The organism is Bacillus sp. Nf3 (assembly GCF_003028545.1).
GTDB classification, from domain to species: Bacteria; Bacillota; Bacilli; order Bacillales; family Bacillaceae; genus Bacillus; species Bacillus safensis.
Genome location: NZ_PYUA01000005.1, coordinates 1 through 18,333 on the forward strand (window position 1 = coordinate 1; position 18,333 = coordinate 18,333).

Genomic DNA, 18,333 nt, shown 5'->3' on the forward strand with positions numbered 1-18,333 from the left:
GTGGAGGGGTAGCGAAGTGGCTAAACGCGGCGGACTGTAAATCCGCTCCCTCCGGGTTCGGCGGTTCGAATCCGCCCCCCTCCACCATTTTTGGGCTATAGCCAAGCGGTAAGGCAACGGACTTTGACTCCGTCATGCGTTGGTTCGAATCCAGCTAGCCCAGTTAAGACACCTTTTTCAAAAAGGTGTCTTTTTTTATGTTGGCAGAGAGAATGTATAACTATTCAAAATGTTGTTGAGTTGAGTCAGAAGGCATCAAGAAAGTAAAATATAAGCATGAACGGAAAGGGGATGTACATATGGGAGAGCAAAAGAAGGTCACGATTGTTGGAGTTCCGATGGACTTGGGTCAAACGAGAAGGGGCGTCGATATGGGGCCGAGTGCGATTCGTTGTGCAGGCGTAAAAGAAAAATTGGAAACGCTCTCATTTGATGTGGAGGATCTCGGAGATATTCCAGTTGAACAAAGAGATGATGAGAAAGGTTTATATACAAGTGAAAAGCTAAAAAATTTGACCGAGAATGCTGGGGCTAATCAGCTGCTTGCTGAGAAGGTTGACAGTATTGTGCAATCAGGTTCGTTTCCGCTCATTTTAGGTGGCGATCACAGCATTGCGATTGGCACACTTGCTGGGGTAGCCAAGCATTATGAAAACTTAGGAGTCATTTGGTATGATGCGCATGGTGATTTAAATACGGAGGAAACCTCTCCTTCTGGAAATATTCATGGCATGCCGCTTGCTGTCAGTCTCGGTCTTGGGCATGCTGATTTAATAAACATTGGCGGTTATTCTCCTAAATTGAAGCCTGAAAATGTCGTTTTAATTGGTGCTAGATCCTTAGATGAAGGAGAGCGGGCTTTGATTCGAGAGAAAGGTATTAAAGTGTATACTATGCATGAAATTGATCGTTTAGGAATGACAAGGGTGATGGAGGAAGCTATTGCTTATCTAAAGGAAAGAACAGATGGTGTCCATCTCTCGCTTGATTTAGACGGGCTGGACCCAGCGGAATGCCCTGGTGTAGGCACTCCGGTAGCAGGCGGCATTAGTTACCGGGAGAGTCATCTTGCAATGGAGCTTTTAGAGGAGGCGGGTATTTTAACGTCTGCTGAATTTGTTGAAGTAAATCCGGTTTTAGATGAGAAAAACAAAACAGCAGAAGCGGCTGTGGCATTAATTGGATCGTTAATGGGTGAAAAGCTATTGTAGAGCGGGACTTGTTCCCGTTCTTTTTTGTTTTGGGAAAATTTAAGGATATGTTAAGGTTTTTACCGGTTGATAAGCGTAACACACTGTCAAAAATTTGTTACACTATTTTTTAGAGGAGAATGAAACCTTTTGGAAAGAGGTTCGTATACATAAAGACCGGTGAAGGCAGAGGTTGAATATACTATGGACACAATGATTAAAAAGAGAATTAAGCAAGTGAAAAAAGGCGACCAGAACGCATTTGCAGACATCGTAGACCTGTATAAAGACAAAATTTATCAGCTGTGCTACCGTATGCTTGGGAATGCACATGAAGCGGAGGATATTGCGCAGGAGGCGTTTATTCGTGCTTATGTGAATATCGAAAGCTTTGATGTGAATCGTAAGTTTTCCACGTGGCTGTACCGCATTGCAACCAACCTGACCATCGACCGTATTCGCAAAAAAAAGCCGGATTACTATTTAGATGCAGAGGTGGCAGGAACAGAAGGATTAAATATGTATTCTCAAATTGCTGCTGATGGCATTTTGCCAGAGGATGAGGTGGTGTCTCTTGAATTATCGAGCACCATTCAGCAAAAAATTCTAAGATTACCCGACAAATATCGTTCGGTCATCGTATTAAAGTATATTGATGAACTCTCGTTAAAAGAGATTAGTGAGATTCTAAATATACCAGTTGGTACGGTGAAAACGAGAATACACAGGGGTAGAGAGGCTCTCCGGAAACAGTTGAGAGACCTTTGAGTGAGGTGATTTTGATGAGCTGTCAGGATAGAATCGTCCAGCTTATGCATCAGTATTTAGACGGGGACATTGAGCCCCAAGACGAAAAAGAATTAAAAAGCCATCTGCAATCGTGTGAGGAGTGCCGTACTCATTTTCAACAAATTGAGAAATCCATCGCGCTAGTGCAGAGTACATCTCATATAGAAGCACCATCTGATTTCACTGCAAAGGTGATGGCAGGTCTTCCAAAGGAGAAAAAGCGTGTGTCGGTTCAAAGATGGATCAAAGCTCACCCGCTGATGGTAGCCGCTGCCCTCTTTCTCATTTTAATGGGAGGCAGTTTGTTTACGAGCTGGAATACCGATCATAATTTCAGTGTGTCAAAGCAGCCGAATCTCGTCGTTGAAAATGATACAGTGACCGTACCTAAAGGGGAAACCGTAAAGGGAGATGTCACTGTCAAAAATGGCAAGCTGATTGTAGAAGGCAAGGTTGATGGAAATGTCACCGTCGTCAATGGGGAACAGTTGACTGCTTCTGCCGGACAAGTCACTGGTCAAATTAATGAAATTAATGAAGTGTTTGATTGGATCTGGTACAAAATGAAATCAACAGCACAAAACGTAATGCGGGTCATTGGGCCAGAGGAGCAAAAGTAACTCAATCGGCTTAAAGAGCAGTCTCTAAGGGGGCTGCTCTTTTTCTATACATTGGTGAGATTCACGCATACTAGTAAGTCAGCCAGATATGGCAACTATTTTCCTTGCTGAAACAAAATGTGGTATAATAGCCACGCTATGTATTGATACATAGGCTCTTTTTATATTAAAAAATGCATCAAACGAAGAATAACTGAAAATTCTGGAGGACGAGGAAATGGCTTTAGGGGATATTCCTTTTTTGCAGTACCTCGGTAATGCTGTTGATATTCTCGTTGTTTGGTATGTGATATATAAATTAATGATGGTCATCCGCGGAACAAAAGCGGTTCAGCTTTTAAAGGGAATTGTGGTCATTGTTCTCGTCAGGATGGGAAGTGCGTATCTCGGTCTTAACACACTTCAATGGCTGATGGATCAAGCGATTACGTGGGGATTCCTTGCGATCATTATTATTTTTCAGCCAGAGCTAAGGAGAGCGCTTGAGCAGCTTGGGCGCGGCCGTTTCTTCTCAAGAAGCGGGACACCTGTAGAGGAACAGCAGCAGAAAACGATCGAGGCAATTACAAAAGCAATTAACTATATGGCGAAACGCAGAATCGGCGCGCTGCTGACAATTGAGCGCGATACTGGAATGAATGATTACATAGAGACAGGGATTCCTTTGAATGCAAAGGTGAGTTCAGAGCTGCTCATTAATATTTTCATTCCGAATACACCGCTTCATGACGGTGCTGTCATTATGAAGCGGGATGAGATTGCAGCTGCCGCTTGCTATTTACCGCTGTCAGAAAGCCCTTTTATCTCTAAGGAGCTTGGGACGCGTCATAGGGCGGCAGTTGGAATAAGTGAAGTGACAGACAGCTTAACTGTCATCGTTTCTGAGGAAACTGGCGGCATTTCTGTCGCAAGAAATGGTGATCTCCACCGAGAATTGACAGAAGAAGCGCTTGAAGAAATGCTGATTGCTGAATTTAGTAAGAACAGCAAAGATGCTTCCTCGACCAAATGGTATTGGAGGGGCAAGAAAAATGGATAAGATTTTGAATAATCGCTGGGCCGTTAAGCTTCTTGCATTGGTCTTCGCTTTATTGCTGTATGGTGCAGTCAATTCAGCGCAAGCGCCCACGCCGAAAAAAATCGGTGAATCCTTTTTCCCAACATCGACGACAGATGAAGCAACTTTAACCGACATTCCTGTTAAAGCGTATTATGATGACGAGAAGTACGTCGTCACTGGTGTGCCGCAGACAGTCAATGTCACGATTAAAGGATCAACAAGTGCTGTGAAAACAGCAAGACAAACAAAGAATTTTGAAATTTACGCAGACATGCAGAACTTATCGACAGGTACACATAAAGTGGAGCTGAAGGCAAGAGATGTATCGAAGGGGCTCACACTATCGATTAATCCATCTGTGACGACTGTGACGATACAAGAAAAAACGACAGCTGAATTTCCTGTTGAAACCGAATTTTATAATCAAAATAAAATCAAAGACGGCTATTCTCCTGAACAGCCCATTGTGAATCCGAAAAAGGTCACAGTCACTGGATCAAAGGACGTCATCGACAAAATTTCTGTCATTAAAGCTTTTGTGAACTTAGAGGATGTCGATCAGCAAATTGAAAAAGAAGCGAAGCTCACTGTGTATGATAGCAGTGGGAATGAGCTGCCAGTCGAAGTAAGTCCATCCGTGGTGGATATTACAGTCCCAATCTCGAGTCCGAGCAAAAAGGTTCCGTTTAAACTTGAGCGGACGGGCAGCTTGCCAGAAGGGATTAGCATCTCAAGCATTGAGACAAGCCCGAGTGAGGTCACAGTGTACGGCTCTCAAAAGGCACTGGATGCACTTGATTTTATTGATGGTGTCAAGCTGGACCTAAGCAAGATCAAAGATGATACGGAGATTGATGCCGACATTCCCCTGCCAGATGGTGTGAAAAAGGTATCACCCGAAACTGTAAAGATCAAAGTGAAGGTTGCAACAGCTGAAGAAAAAAAGATTGATAATGTACCGATTTCTGTCGTGGGTTTGAGCAAGGATCTCACATCTGATTTTGTGAGCCCATCTTCTGGACGGATCACGTTAACAGCAAAGGGATCAAAGAGTGCGATTGATAAACTAAAGGCTTCAGATGTTGAAGCTTATATCAATGCAGGGGACTTGAACGAAGGAACCCATGAGGTCAAAGTTCAAGTGAACGGTCCTCAAAATGTGACATGGACATTATCAAGATCAAAGGTCAAAGTGAAACTCACTTCTACTGATACAGAGGATCAGCCGGCTTCTACAAATGATCGGAAGGATCAATCATCTGATAAAGATGATCAGGATGAGAAGAGTAAAGAAGAATCCACGCAAGATAAAGCAAAGAAAGAATCAAATCAAAGACAGCCGGTCAAAGAAGATAAAAAAGAGGACGAAGCGTCCTCTTGAATGGAAAAAAGGAGCGATTGAAACATGGGCAAGTACTTTGGAACTGACGGTGTAAGGGGTGTAGCAAATAGCGAATTAACGCCAGAGCTCGCATTTAAAATTGGGAGATTTGGCGGCTATGTGCTCACAAAGGATAAAGAACGTCCAAAGGTACTCGTTGGACGAGACACACGTGTATCCGGTCATATGCTGGAAGGAGCGCTCGTTGCAGGCTTACTTTCAATTGGAGCTGAAGTGATGCGTCTAGGTGTGATCTCAACACCTGGTGTGTCTTATTTAACGAAGGCAATGGATGCTGAAGCCGGTGTCATGATTTCTGCTTCACATAATCCAGTTCAAGACAACGGCATTAAATTCTTCGGCGGTGACGGCTTTAAGCTGTCAGATGAACAGGAAAACGAAATTGAACAGCTGATGGATCAACCAGTCGATCAATTGCCACGCCCGGTTGGAGCGGATCTTGGAACGGTCAATGACTATTTTGAAGGCGGTCAGAAATACTTGCAATTCTTGAAGCAGACAGCGGATGAGGATTTCACAGGTATTCACGTGGCGCTTGACTGTGCACACGGTGCAACCTCTTCTCTAGCGACACATTTATTTGCAGATTTAGATGCTGATGTGTCTACAATGGGAACATCACCAAATGGATTGAATATCAATGATGGTGTCGGCTCGACTCATCCAGAGGCACTTTCTGCATTTGTGAAGGAGAAGGGTGCAGATATTGGTCTTGCGTTTGATGGTGACGGTGACCGTTTAATTGCAGTCAATGAAAAAGGTGATATCGTAGACGGCGATCAAATTATGTACATATGTGCACGTTATTTGAAGGATGAAGGCCGATTAAAGGATGACACCGTCGTGTCAACGGTCATGAGCAACCTTGGTTTTTATAAAGCGCTTGAGAAGCAAGGTATTAAGAGCATTCAAACAGCTGTTGGTGACCGCTATGTGGTAGAAGCGATGAAAAAGGATGGCTATAATGTCGGCGGTGAGCAATCAGGCCATTTGATTTTCCTTGATTATAATACGACAGGTGATGGCATGCTTTCTGCGATCATGCTTGTGAATACGCTCAAAGCGACAGGGAAAACATTATCAGAGCTTGCAGCGGAAATGGAAAAGTTCCCGCAGCTTTTAGTGAATGTGAAAGTGTCTGATAAATATAAAGTAGAAGAAAATGAAAAAGTAAAAGCGGTGATCCAAGAGGTCGAAAAAGAGATGAATGGTGACGGCCGTATTCTTGTTCGTCCATCTGGAACAGAACCGCTTGTACGTGTCATGGCAGAGGCAAAAACAAAAGAGCTGTGTGATGAATATGTAGCTCGAATTACGGCTGTTGTGAAAGAAGAAATGGGTATTGAGTAATAGATGAAAGCAAATCGCTAGCAGCGGTTTGCTTTTTTTTGAAAAAACGTCATAATTGGATGGATCTGTACGAATCATATAAGTGAGGGTAACTTGAAGCTGCCTTCATACATAGGAGAGCACATCAAAGGTAGAACGTGGCAAGCCTCATCGCATATAGTATATGGAGGTCTTACTTTCTCAAATGGAGGGGATCACCCTCTACGTTGTGATTGACGGAGGTCAGACCTTATAGTACAATCATCCTTGTGTTACTGGATTTTTTATTCTATGAGGAAAGGCAGGGTAGATGTTCAGGAACTCTCTTATAATTATAGCGCCCGAACTAAGCGATCGGACGAAAGATGCTTAGTTGACGAGGATGGAGGTTATCGAATTTTCGGCGGATGCCTCCCGGCTGATCAAAAAGAGATCACAGCCGTAAGTGTTTCTTTAAACCAAAGAGGTGACTCTTTGTACAAAGGGAATACACATGATCTCCCAAATTAAACATGTAGAGAGGGACGAAGAAATGTCCCTTCTATTTTAGTAGGCTTTCTTTGTCCCTTTCACATGATCGGGAGGAAGAATATTTATGTGTGGAATCGTAGGTTATATTGGTCAGAATGATGCGAAGGAAATCTTATTAAAAGGTTTAGAGAAGCTTGAGTACCGTGGGTATGATTCAGCAGGTATCGCTGTGGCAAACGAAGAAGGCGTGCACGTGTTCAAAGAAAAAGGACGTATCGCTGAGCTTCGTGAAGTTGTTGATGCAAACGTGGCATCTTCAGCGGGAATTGGACATACACGCTGGGCAACACACGGTGTACCAAGCCATCTAAATGCGCATCCGCATCAAAGTGCTTCTGGCCGTTTTACGCTTGTTCATAACGGTGTCATCGAGAACTATGTACAATTGACACGCGAATATTTACAAGACGTCACACTAAAAAGCGACACAGATACAGAGGTTGTTGTTCAAGTCATCGAACAATTTGTGAATAGAGGTCTTGATACAGAGGAAGCTTTCCGTCAAACGCTTCTTCAACTAAAAGGCTCTTACGCGATTGCCCTTTTCGATAACGAAAACAAAGAAACAATCTATGTGGCGAAAAACAAAAGCCCATTATTGGTTGGTTTCGGCGAAGATTTCAACGTTGTGGCTTCTGACGCAATGGCGATGCTTCAAGTAACAAACGAATATGCGGAATTAATGGATAAAGAAATGGTCATTGTTACTAAAGACGAGGTTATTATTAAAAACCTTGACGGTGATATCATGACACGTCCTTCTTATATCGCTGAGCTTGATGCAAGCGACATTGAGAAAGGCACATATCCTCACTACATGTTAAAAGAAACGGATGAACAGCCGCTTGTTATGCGCAAAATCATCCAAGAATATCAAGACGAAAACGGCAAGCTGTCAGTCGCTGGCGATATCGCAAGCGCAGTAGCAGAAGCAGACCGCATCTACATTGTGGCTTGCGGAACAAGCTACCATGCTGGACTTGTCGGTAAACAATACATTGAAGACTGGGCGAAAGTACCTGTAGAAGTCCATGTAGCAAGTGAATTCTCTTACAACATGCCGCTTCTATCGAAAAAACCGTTGTTCATCTTCCTTTCTCAATCTGGGGAGACTGCGGACAGCCGCGCTGTACTTGTTCAAGTTAAAGAGCTTGGTCATAAAGCATTAACGATCACAAACGTACCAGGATCTACGCTTTCTCGTGAAGCGGACTTCACATTGCTTCTTCATGCAGGACCAGAAATTGCAGTGGCTTCAACAAAAGCCTACACAGCACAAATCGCTGTACTTGCAATCCTTGCTTCAGTTGCAGCTGAATTAAACGGTCAATCTCTTGACTTTGATCTTGTGAAAGAGCTTGGGATTGTAGCAAACGCAATGGAAGCCCTTGTGGATCAAAAGGATGAAATGGAACAAATCGCTCGTGACTTCTTCACAGTGACACGTAACGCATTCTTTATCGGAAGAGGACTTGACTACTATGTGTGCCTTGAAGGTTCACTGAAGCTAAAAGAGATCTCTTACATCCAAGCAGAAGGCTTTGCTGGTGGAGAACTCAAACACGGCACAATTGCTTTAATTGAAGAAGGCACACCGGTCATTGCCCTTGCAACGCAAGAGCACGTGAACCTCAGCATTCGCGGTAACGTCAAAGAAGTCGTTGCACGCGGAGCAAACCCATGTGTCATCTCACTAAAAGGCCTAGAAGACGAAGGCGACCGTTTCGTCCTTCCAGCTGTACACCCAGCACTTGCACCACTTGCATCTGTTGTCCCATTACAGCTGATCGCTTACTACGCAGCCCTTCACCGCGGGTGTGATGTGGATAAACCACGTAACCTTGCGAAGAGTGTGACGGTGGAGTAGGGATTAAATAAGATCGGATTTTTGATACCCCTTTAGATATCGTTTTCTAAAGGGGTATTTTTATGTTAAAAGAACTAGTATTATAAAGATTTAAGCTGAACTTTGATTAATGGACAATATCTCCACTTGCTGTCATCATAAATATAGATACGTATTTTAAGGGGGAAATATTATTTTTATTCGATACGTAAAAAAAGAAAAATGGGGAATTGTTTTTTTTATAATTGGTTATATTGCATTGTTTATCATTTCTTATTGTTTAATTGGTGGTCCTGTCTCAAGTGGAGGACCAATAGGTGTATTCCTTGGATTTTGTATTGTTCAATTTCTTAAATATAGAGTTTTCAAAAAAGATGAAAGAAATAATAAAGGCATATATCATCGTTTATAAGTTGTATTTTATAGCACATTTTCATTTAGATGGACATGTATACTAAGTGCATTAAATAGAAAGGCTTGAACATAAAAAAAATAGGCATAATGAGAGAGCGGCCCCTTGAGAAAGCATGACAAGTTAAATATTTAACGAAGAAAGAGAGCAGACACATGACCAAACATAAAATCTACACAATGAGCTTTGCAAAAGTCTATCCTCTCTATATCGCAAAGGCGGAGAGAAAGGGAAAAACGAAGGCTGAAGTCGATACGATTATTTGTTGGTTAACAGGGTACAGTCCAGAAAAGCTGCAGGAACAGATAGATAAACAGATAGACATTGAAACCTTCTTTGCTGAGGCTCCTGAGCTTCATCCTTCTCGCAGTTTAATCAAAGGAGTCATCTGTGGTGTCCGGGTAGAGGACATTGAGGAAGAAACCATGAAAAACATTCGGTATATGGATAAGCTGATTGATGAGTTAGCCAAGGGAAAGAAAATGGAAAAGATTTTGCGAGATTCGTCATGAATATCACAAGCAAGCCTAGTGAATAACCTTCACTGGGCTTTTTTATATTTATAGACCATTCGATTAATAAAAATAAAATCCATTTGAACGAATTCTCTCTTCATGTCGTCAAAAGAAGTAATACCAAAACAAATTGGTGTTTGAAAAGGGAGTGGCGTGGATGGATATGAAGATGATTTTACCTCTTATTTTGCTGCAAGCCATTTTAATGGTGATTGGTTTGTTTGATTTGTTGAAAAGAGACCCATCGAGAATCAGAGGAGAGGTGAAATGGGTTTGAGCTTTGGTGATTGTGTTTGTGGCGAGTGCCGGTCCTATTGCGTATTTGATTTTTGGCCGTAAACAATCTTAGTAGGGGGGATTCGCTTGAATATGTTGGAGTGTTATGGGCTGACGAAATCGTATGGTCGGCATAAAGTTTTAAAAGATGTTTCGTTTTCTGTTGGGGAGGCTGGATGTGTTGGCTTTTTAGGAGCCAATGGAGCGGGGAAGACAACAACGATTCGGATTCTCACAGGGCTTGCTCGTCCTATGTCTGGTGTCGTGAAGGTGGCAGGTTTGGATGTCACAAAGCAGATGGATCAAATCAGTCATGTGATTGGATATTGTCCGCAGCATCCTGCATTTTATCAGGATATGACGGGGCAGGAGTGGATGCATTGGGTTGGTGGGTTATTTCATTTAGAGAAAAACATCATTCGCTCCAAAACAGAGGAGCTGTTGAAGCTTTGCCGCATATATGAGGCGAAGGATCGTGCCATTGGCAACTATAGTGGAGGCATGAAGCAGAGACTTGCCATTGCGCAGGCACTGATCAACAGCCCGAAGGTTCTGATCTTAGATGAGCCTGTGTCCGCACTTGATCCAATGGGAAGAAAAGACGTCTTGACGTTGATTGAGCGTCTAAAGCATGAAATGCTGATCTTTATGTCGACCCATATTTTAGATGACATTGAACGAGTGGCGGATCATATTATCATGATCAACAGCGGCAAAATTGAGATGTCCTCTTCGATAAAACAAATCAAAGAAGACTATATCCAGCCAGTGTTTGAATTTCAATTAGAACAACAGAATACGAAATTAGTGGCTTTGCTAAAAGAGCGGCATTGGGTGGAGGATTGCATTGAGACAGAAAACGCTTATCAGGTGCGAGTCAAAGATCAACAAACGGCATTGAAGGAGCTGCCTCGTCTGATCACTGAAGCTGGCGGTGTTCTCCTCCATTATCGACTATCTAAGCTGACGCTTGAAGATATTTTCATGAAGTTTGTGAATGCATAATGATGTTGAAAAAGGAATTTAGGGAATTATTCACTAGCTATAAAATTTTATTTGTTCCTATGATTTTAATGATCACACAGCCTATTACGCTCAAAATGCTGCCAGATTTTCTATCGAAATCAGCTAATTTACCTGAAGGGTCCACATTTTATATACCAGAGCCTAGTGCTGGAGAGGCTTTGGCGAGTGCATTGAGTAAATTTGATTCGCTAGGTGTGTTTATCCTGATTATGATCGTGATGGGGACGATCGCTGGAGAGCGTGCCTCTGGAGTGACCGCGATGATTATGGTGAAACCGATCAGTCGAACAAGTTATTATGTTTCAAAAATATGCGTCTATGCCTGTTTGACTTTGTTTAGTTTGGTGGTGGCGGTGCTTGCCTCTGTTTATTATGTGGACATTCAATTTGGGCATCTGGATTGGCTCAATGTGTTAAAAGGAACACTTCTTTATTATCCAAATTTATTGCTCATTGTGGTATCGACCATTTGTGCTTCGGCGTTCTTTCAACGTTCTGTCACAGCTGGCGGTATGTCGCTTTTGATCAATCTTATTCTGTTTACCGTTCCTTCATTTTATGAAGAGACATTAGGGAAGTTTGCACCTAAAGGCGTGACAAGTGCAGCCGAAGAGATGATTCATAAGGGGACTTATTCGGATCAGGCATTTACAAGTCTTCTAGGTGTATCGATATTGATTGTTTTCTTTTTTCTCATTGGATGGTTTCTTTTTAGAAGACAAGAATTATAGCAGGCTGTTGCAATTGTTTCTTCAGGTTTACTTTGAGCATAAAAATCTGAATATGGTAGAAAGTTTGATATGATGATAAAAAATGACTGTATTTTCAGAAAAGAGGTTTTTATTTATGAGAACATCACGTAATCCTGAGACCATTCATCCGCCAGTCGCACCATATACCCATCAAATAGAAACAACAGGACCTCAGCGGTGGTTAACCCTATCAGGTCAGGTGGGGATGGAAGCGGATGGGACAATCCCAGAGAGCCCGTTGGAGCAGCTCGAACTAGCGTTAGAGAATGTGAAGCGAAACGTTGAAGCGGCAGATATGGCTGTGGAAGATATAACGAAACTAGTATTTTATCTCGTGGGAGAGTTCGATGCTGAGAGCAGGAAACAAATCATGGGGCAGTTTTTAGGCGATCATCTGCCTTGTATGACGATGATTTATGTGGTGGCATTGGCATCTCCTGCTTTAAAGGTAGAGGTGGATGCTTGGGCGTGTCAGGAGATGGTTTTGGGTGAATAGATAAAAGATTGGGATACTGCAACCCAATCTTTTTTTATTTTGTACATAATCTTTTTTATTTTTCCGTTGTATATAGAATAGATTACCTCATTTCTATTACCTTGTTATTCTCCATATGGTAATATTAGGGTTAATAATTAGTGGGTCTAATGACATTCGTTTTTGATTTTTAACACACCATAGATAAGCATACATCACTCTAATAAAAGGGAGAGATTTGATGCCATTCATGGAGGTTCAGAATGTAAGCAAACGATATAGAAATGGTGATGGGATAGAGGATCTGTCATTTTCCATCGAACCAGGGGAGGTTGTGGCGCTGCTTGGGCCTAATGGTGCCGGGAAGACGACAACGATTCGGTGTTTAACAGGTCTATATAAACCAGATGGAGGGGAAATTCTCATAGAGGGTTTCCCGCCTGGTCATTCTCATGTCCAAAAACAAGTAGCTCTTATTCCTGATCAGCCGTATTTGTATCCAGACTTAACGGCTGCTGAACATGTTCAATTCCGTGCACGTGGATATCATAAAGGCTTAAAACAGATCAAGGAAAAGGTATATGAATCGTTGAAAGAAGTACATATGGAAAAGAAGATGAATGAACTGTGCGGAAGGCTTTCAAGAGGCCAAAAGCAGCGTGTCGTCTTAGCAGGAGCCATTGTTCAAGATGCCTCCCTTTTTATATTAGATGAACCGACTGTCGGGTTAGATATTCCGTCTAAACAGTGGCTGTCGGATTGGCTGAGACAAAAAAGCAGTCAAGGTGGGTCGGTCTTTGTGTCGACTCATAGTCTGGAGTTCGTTCTCGATACAGCCAGTAGGGTGGTATTGATTCGAGACGGTGCCATCATGAAGAGTATGGATGTTCCTCAATTAAAGGAAGAACAGGTTGAGTGGAGGGCAGAAGTTATTCAACTTTTGGGGGAGTGGTCAAGTGAATAACACACTCTCCCTTTTATGGATGAAATCTCAAAGGCGCTTGATCAGTAAAAATCAAGAAAAGAAAATGCCTTTTCTGATCTTACTTCTTTTCATAGCGGCAATTGGTTTTCAGCTTAGCGCGGTTTCAAGTATGGGTGATTGGGATACGAGTTCAGTGGGATGGATCATTGTCTGTTTGTTTGTTCTTTATACGGGGGTTGGCTTGTTTACAAATCGGCTGCCTAGCCAAATGAACGATATCATTTGGTTATATGGAAATGGCGTTTCTTTATGGACGGTTGTTATCAGTGTGTGGATGTATCACATTTTCTGGAGAGGGGCTCTTCTCATTTTCTCTGCTGTAGCTGCCGATCTACTCTTGTTTTTTATGACGCAGCAGTACCCGTTTCTGCTTGGAAAATCACTCATTCTGACAGGGCTGTTATGTTTGGTCGAAACTTGGATGATTGCGGTTTCTTGTGCTAGAACCATTCGAGTATACAAGCGTTTGCTCTTACTCGGTTTTGTCTTGATGTTTTTCAGCTTTGCACTACTTGTTTTGAATCAATTGGTGATGAAACAGCCTTCATTGATGAACATTGCTGATTCTTTAATGTTTCAAGTTGGACGTATGATCGAAGAGTTCTCCATTCTTTCTGTCTTCATTTTTATTGGAGTGATGTTTCTATCTTTCATGATGATGTACAGTGCTAGTCATCGTTTAGAGATGAAGGAGTCTTTAGTCAAGGAGGCAGTATTTTGGGAGGAATTTGAGGGGAAACATATTCAATCAAGTCCAATCGTTCAAAAAAAGAGCAGGACATGGTGGGGACTTCCAGCATTAACGGGCGTTTGGGCTTTTCTTTGGATTGAATTATTGCTGATTAAAAAGTATATGATTTTCCATGTACTATCTACCATGCTGTTAATTGGTACTTACTATGTCGTCTTTACCTATTTTTCAGATTGGCTGAATCTATTCTTGATCGTCATCGCGGCATCCGTTCTTTTTAGTTCATACTATGCAGGGATTGTAAGACACGCACAAACAGGAGTGCTCTACCTTTTTCCAGGTGCTTTATATCAAAAAATCATTCTGTTAGAAGTGTTTCAAACCTTTTGGCTGTATGCTTTCTACTTGATTTCTCTTTATTTGGTTGAGATTCAGGATGTTGTGTATTGGACCTTATTTGGTGGAGGAGTTTATATATGGTTTTTGGTCATACGACTCTTTGCCTTTATGCAGCCTCTGAGACGAGAAAGGAGTTTTGCTTTGGCCGCCTATTATCGATCATTGCTATTTGCGTCTGTGATCAGTGCGATGGTCATGATTAGCATTTATCTCATCACTGATGGCTTGTTGACTACAATTGTATCCCTAGCGGCTGGGGCTGGATTTTATGTGCTTTGTTATCGATACCGTGCGGTTCATTAAAAAGAGGAGTTGATTGTAAATGAAACCAGAAAATAAGCTGTCTCAATCCGTTCAACAATTGGCCAATACAAATGAAGTAACGATCGTTCAAGCAATGGGGGAATTGAGAAAGTCAGGAAAAGATGCAGTGCCAGTGCTTGTTGAAGCTTTAAAAGAAAAGGGGTCTCTGCGAAATATTGCCGCAGCAGTACTGGGTGAATTTGGAGCAGATGCGGGGGACGCAGCTGAACCGCTAGCACAGCTATTAGAAAGTGACGAAGAGGATACAAGAATGGCAGCTGCCATGTCACTCATGAGGATTGGTCAGCCTAGTCTGCCATTTCTTCTGCCATTAGCGAAACGTTATGAGGGACCTACTTGTTTTTGGGCATCATGGTGTATTTCTTGGATTGATCCATCAAAAATCGAAAAAAAAATGTACGAGTGCTTAAAACAAGAACAAGAAAATCCAACAGGCAGCGTTACTCCTTTTGCTGCAGAGGAAGCTTTAGGGAAAATTATCGCTTTTCAGCTAAAGGAAAAAGGGGATGAGTAATATTAAATGTGTATATGTTATAAAAATTACGCCACATAAACTTGGAATAAATAAGAGAAGGGGATCGTTATGTTTCGATCAAATAAAGAGTTAAAAAGAAATGCATTTTTCTATGCAGGAGTTGGTATCGTTCTAGTGATTATTTTCATTCTTGAAGTGGTGCCAATTAGTTCTGAATGGGAATTTTCCTTTATTTTTTTAGGATTGGCCATCTTGTTTTATCTTAAATTTGTCATGCGCATAGAAGAAGAACAGACATCATTATAAAGAGTATTCTTATCAACTGTAGATTTAATAAAATGTCGTTTATAAATCTACAGTTGATGGATTGTTTAAATGGGATTGTCAATGTTCATAAATATTTCTTCTAAAGAGGGCTCATCGACCTCTAATCTAAAAATATCAATATTTTTTGATAAGAATAGTTTGTTGATGGTTGGGATTCTTGCTTCGTCCTCAATCACTAGATGGGAATTTAATTCGTTAATTTTGCATTTTTCCACGTTTTCCTTCAAGTCTCTTAATAAAGATTCCTGCTGGTTCTTACAAATGGCACTGTGTTTAATATAAACAGTCAAATTCTTTTTATAGGTTTTTCTTAAATCCTCGATACTACCTTTCGCTTGAAGAACACCCTTGTTCATGATGGCCACCTCGTCACATAATTTTTCTACCTCATTTAAGTTATGTGATGTTAAAAATATAGTTGTCCCATTTGCAGCGATTTCTTTCAACATGGAATGGATTGTCAATGCTGAGTTCGCATCGACCCCAGAAGTAGGTTCATCTAAGAAAATGAGTTCTGGATTATTGATCAGTGCTTGTGCAATTCCCAGTTTCTTTTTCATTCCGAAAGAAAAGTGTTTAGTTTTTAATTTTGCAGCATCTTTTAACTCAACTTTATCAAGGAGTTCTAATAAATCCTCTTTCTTCAAATATAACTTCAATATTTTGCTGAAATACTCCATATGTTCAATGGCTGTCATATTTTCATAAAGTGATGAATAATCAGGAAGAACTCCTATTCTCCTCCAACATTCTTTTTGTTGCGCTTTTTTGTAACCTAATAATTCGTAGTATCCTCTGGTTGGTTGAATGATGCCTGTTATCATATTAATAAATGTCGACTTTCCAGCACCATTTTTCCCTAAAAACCCAAATATTTTTCCCTTTTCAATGGTCAAATCTATTTCATTAACCACGATCTTATTTCCATACTTTTTTGTTAGTTTTTTTGTTTTAAGTGCATACACTATAAATCCCTCTTTCTTAAAGTGATGATACTTATGAGTAAAAATATGACAGGGAATATGACCACAATATAAGTGAAGTCAGTCTGATCGTTTGTGAAATAATAATATGGTGTGATGTAACTTACGATTTGAATGAAAACATTTGTAGTTCCGATGCTGATCATACCAATGATCGGCAAAATAATGGATATTGTTATGCCTAAAAACATCGTAATTGAAGGGCTTGAAATAATAGTAGATAGCAGCAAGCTGAACCCTAAAAAGTACGAGATAAAGATGATGGACTGAATCAATTCTAAAAAGTAAAATGCGTTTGAGAAAGGCATTATTAGAATGAAAGAAATTGTTAAACATACAACCCAAAACAGAAAATTCCCGAGAAATTTTCCAAGTAAGATACTACTTCTGGACGTCTTAGTGACTAAGAAACGAACTGTACGAGAATAAACCTCTTGATTCACAGCGTTATGAGCGAGACTTGTGATAAAAAGTGGAGCGGCAATAAAAAGTAAAACCATTAATCCACCTACATATGCATTTTCATTTAGACCTAGAGAATCGAATTGATTACTAAATTGACTAAGGATTTTTGCAGTACCTGTTGAAATTCCAATGATGATAAAAACAATTAGGATGGATCGTATACTTTTAAACAGTACTTTAAACTCTTTCAATCCTATTGCAAACATGACATCCCCTCCTCTAAAGATGGATTTTATTTTTTGTGGCTGAATGATTTTTAGAAATTACAATCATTCCAGCTATTAAATATGCAGCACTGCCAATTAAGCCAGAGAAAACAGTTAATAAGCTACTTGAAATACCTGTTGTGATTAACATAATACCTGCAGCCCGCACATTTCTTTTCATGACTTGTAAAGAAATTGCCCCAACTAAGCTGCTTAGCATAGATAAAATGATCATATATATAGTTCCGTTCGAAAGAATTACAATTATTTGTTCTGGTGTGATACCTGTGATGTTTTCATCTTGTAAGAAGCTTTGAATTAAATTGTTTGTATCCTCACTATTTCTTGTACCTTCATGCAATATAAAACTTCCAATCGATAATAAAATAAATAATGAAATTCCTAAAAAAATAAGTGATTTTTCTAAAGTTTGATTCATAATAGCCTCCATAAATACCAATTTATTGTTTGGTTATCTTAAAAAGACAATATCATGGATCTAGTCCATTTATCCATATATTTTTTAATAAAGTTTAAAATAATTTAATATTGTTAAAAAAATTATTGAAATTATGATCATTTTTATTTAATATATGTTATGCTATTAGCTAAGAGAGGTTGTGGATACATGGAAAAAGATATTCCTACGTGGATTCTAGCTGTAGATGCTGAAGATAGAGAATTTATCAGAAAATTTATTCTCAGTTCAGGCTCTTTAAAACAAATGGCAAAAGATTATGATGTGTCCTATCCTACGGTCAGGACTCGTCTAGACAGAATTATTGAATTAATTCGTTTAAATGACACGTTAGAACAAGAAACATTGATTAAATATGTAAAAAAACTTGCAATTGAAGAGAAAATCAGTTTAGAAGTGGCCAAAGGTATAATAGAAAAATATAAAGCAGAAAGGGGTAAAGATGATGAATGAAATCTTGTACTTTCTTATAATCGTTAGCATTTTTGCTTTGCAGTATTTCTTATCAACACGAAATCATTTGATGTGGGGAGCGTGCATTCCTATTATCTTTTTAGTAGTAATGGGTTGGTTATATTTCACGTATCAGGTAAATCATCATATTGGTTTTATCATATTGCTGTTGGTGGGATTAGCTCTTTTGATCGAAGAATGGAATCGAGGCCGGAGAATGCTTCATCAAAAGAAGAAAAAAGAAATTGAAAAAATGAAATCACAGGATATTGTATTATAAATTTTTAAGTCATTTTATATGGAGATAGCATATTACATATTAAT

At 40.3% G+C, this 18,333-nt stretch carries 20 protein-coding genes and 2 tRNA genes; 19 read left to right on the forward strand and 3 right to left on the reverse strand.

The features are described 5' to 3' along the window. Positions 1–2 precede the first annotated feature (2 nt). The 17 genes from C9414_RS14420 (at position 3) to C9414_RS14505 (ending at position 15,403) form a co-directional block, all read left to right on the forward strand. A tRNA-Tyr gene (locus tag C9414_RS14420) sits at positions 3–87 on the forward strand. Positions 88–91: 4 nt separating this feature from the next. Then, positions 92–163: transfer RNA gene (locus C9414_RS14425), tRNA-Gln, on the forward strand. Between the two features lie 136 nt (positions 164–299). Next, positions 300–1,211, forward strand: a complete 912-nt coding sequence (rocF, locus tag C9414_RS14430; RefSeq protein ID WP_107163888.1) for an arginase — start codon at positions 300–302, stop codon at positions 1,209–1,211. A gap of 183 nt (positions 1,212–1,394) precedes the next feature. Beyond that, positions 1,395–1,958, forward strand: a complete 564-nt coding sequence (sigW, locus tag C9414_RS14435) for an RNA polymerase sigma factor SigW (RefSeq protein WP_024424449.1) — start codon at positions 1,395–1,397, stop codon at positions 1,956–1,958. A 14-nt stretch (positions 1,959–1,972) separates the two neighbouring features. After that, positions 1,973–2,599 (forward strand): anti-sigma-W factor RsiW, encoded by a 627-nt coding sequence (gene rsiW, locus C9414_RS14440; protein ID WP_024424448.1) that lies wholly within the window; start codon positions 1,973–1,975, stop codon positions 2,597–2,599. A 217-nt stretch (positions 2,600–2,816) separates the two neighbouring features. Further along, positions 2,817–3,638: a diadenylate cyclase CdaA gene (gene cdaA / locus C9414_RS14445; protein WP_008344027.1), complete on the forward strand. Its 822-nt coding sequence runs from the start codon at positions 2,817–2,819 to the stop codon at positions 3,636–3,638. Next, positions 3,631–5,040 carry a CdaR family protein gene (locus C9414_RS14450; RefSeq protein ID WP_107163889.1) on the forward strand — a complete coding sequence of 470 codons (1,410 nt, stop codon included), beginning with the start codon at positions 3,631–3,633 and terminating at the stop codon, positions 5,038–5,040. Before cdaA ends, C9414_RS14450 begins: the two co-directional genes overlap by 8 nt. Before the next feature lie 24 nt (positions 5,041–5,064). After that, the gene (gene glmM / locus C9414_RS14455) at positions 5,065–6,411 is read left to right on the forward strand and encodes a phosphoglucosamine mutase (RefSeq protein WP_107163890.1); all 1,347 of its coding nucleotides are present in this window, start codon (positions 5,065–5,067) and stop codon (positions 6,409–6,411) included. Between the two features lie 574 nt (positions 6,412–6,985). Beyond that, positions 6,986–8,788, forward strand: a complete 1,803-nt coding sequence (gene glmS, locus C9414_RS14460) for a glutamine--fructose-6-phosphate transaminase (isomerizing) (protein WP_008360582.1) — start codon at positions 6,986–6,988, stop codon at positions 8,786–8,788. A 546-nt stretch (positions 8,789–9,334) separates the two neighbouring features. Next, positions 9,335–9,691, forward strand: coding sequence for a DUF2200 domain-containing protein (locus C9414_RS14465; RefSeq protein WP_107163891.1), 357 nt, complete (start codon positions 9,335–9,337; stop codon positions 9,689–9,691). A 366-nt stretch (positions 9,692–10,057) separates the two neighbouring features. Then, positions 10,058–10,975 carry an ABC transporter ATP-binding protein gene (locus tag C9414_RS14475; protein ID WP_107163892.1) on the forward strand — a complete coding sequence of 306 codons (918 nt, stop codon included), beginning with the start codon at positions 10,058–10,060 and terminating at the stop codon, positions 10,973–10,975. Then, positions 10,972–11,727 (forward strand): ABC transporter permease, encoded by a 756-nt coding sequence (locus C9414_RS14480; protein ID WP_107163893.1) that lies wholly within the window; start codon positions 10,972–10,974, stop codon positions 11,725–11,727. Before C9414_RS14475 ends, C9414_RS14480 begins: the two co-directional genes overlap by 4 nt. 115 nt (positions 11,728–11,842) lie before the next feature. Continuing rightward, positions 11,843–12,244, forward strand: coding sequence for a RidA family protein (locus C9414_RS14485; protein WP_047204169.1), 402 nt, complete (start codon positions 11,843–11,845; stop codon positions 12,242–12,244). Positions 12,245–12,464: 220 nt separating this feature from the next. After that, on the forward strand, positions 12,465–13,187 hold the full coding sequence (locus tag C9414_RS14490) for an ABC transporter ATP-binding protein (protein ID WP_107163894.1): 723 nt from the start codon (positions 12,465–12,467) through the stop codon (positions 13,185–13,187). Then, complete coding sequence (gene skfF / locus C9414_RS14495) at positions 13,180–14,601, forward strand: sporulation killing factor system integral membrane protein (RefSeq protein ID WP_107163895.1); 1,422 nt, start codon at positions 13,180–13,182, stop codon at positions 14,599–14,601. Before C9414_RS14490 ends, skfF begins: the two co-directional genes overlap by 8 nt. Before the next feature lie 19 nt (positions 14,602–14,620). Further along, complete coding sequence (locus tag C9414_RS14500) at positions 14,621–15,136, forward strand: HEAT repeat domain-containing protein (protein WP_107163896.1); 516 nt, start codon at positions 14,621–14,623, stop codon at positions 15,134–15,136. Positions 15,137–15,205: 69 nt separating this feature from the next. Next, positions 15,206–15,403 (forward strand): hypothetical protein, encoded by a 198-nt coding sequence (locus tag C9414_RS14505; protein WP_076839397.1) that lies wholly within the window; start codon positions 15,206–15,208, stop codon positions 15,401–15,403. Positions 15,404–15,468: 65 nt separating this feature from the next. Here the strand turns inward: C9414_RS14505 and C9414_RS14510 are convergent, their stop codons facing one another. The 3 genes from C9414_RS14510 to C9414_RS14520 are packed head-to-tail and all read right to left on the reverse strand — an operon-like array spanning position 15,469 to position 17,517. After that, the gene (locus tag C9414_RS14510) at positions 15,469–16,389 is read right to left on the reverse strand and encodes an ABC transporter ATP-binding protein (RefSeq protein ID WP_107163897.1); all 921 of its coding nucleotides are present in this window, start codon (positions 16,387–16,389) and stop codon (positions 15,469–15,471) included. After that, the gene (locus C9414_RS14515) at positions 16,389–17,078 is read right to left on the reverse strand and encodes an ABC transporter permease subunit (RefSeq protein ID WP_107163898.1); all 690 of its coding nucleotides are present in this window, start codon (positions 17,076–17,078) and stop codon (positions 16,389–16,391) included. The genes C9414_RS14510 and C9414_RS14515 overlap by 1 nt, the downstream gene beginning before the upstream one ends. 13 nt (positions 17,079–17,091) lie before the next feature. After that, positions 17,092–17,517, reverse strand: coding sequence for a DUF4064 domain-containing protein (locus C9414_RS14520; RefSeq protein ID WP_046313615.1), 426 nt, complete (start codon positions 17,515–17,517; stop codon positions 17,092–17,094). A gap of 189 nt (positions 17,518–17,706) precedes the next feature. Between C9414_RS14520 and C9414_RS14525 the strand changes: the two genes are divergently transcribed. Both C9414_RS14525 and C9414_RS14530 read left to right on the forward strand, forming a co-directional pair. Beyond that, positions 17,707–18,009 (forward strand): DUF2089 family protein, encoded by a 303-nt coding sequence (locus tag C9414_RS14525; protein WP_046313618.1) that lies wholly within the window; start codon positions 17,707–17,709, stop codon positions 18,007–18,009. Next, a complete protein-coding gene (locus tag C9414_RS14530; RefSeq protein ID WP_046313621.1) occupies positions 18,002–18,289 on the forward strand; it encodes a hypothetical protein in 288 nt (95 codons plus the stop codon). The genes C9414_RS14525 and C9414_RS14530 overlap by 8 nt, the downstream gene beginning before the upstream one ends. Positions 18,290–18,333 lie beyond the last annotated feature (44 nt).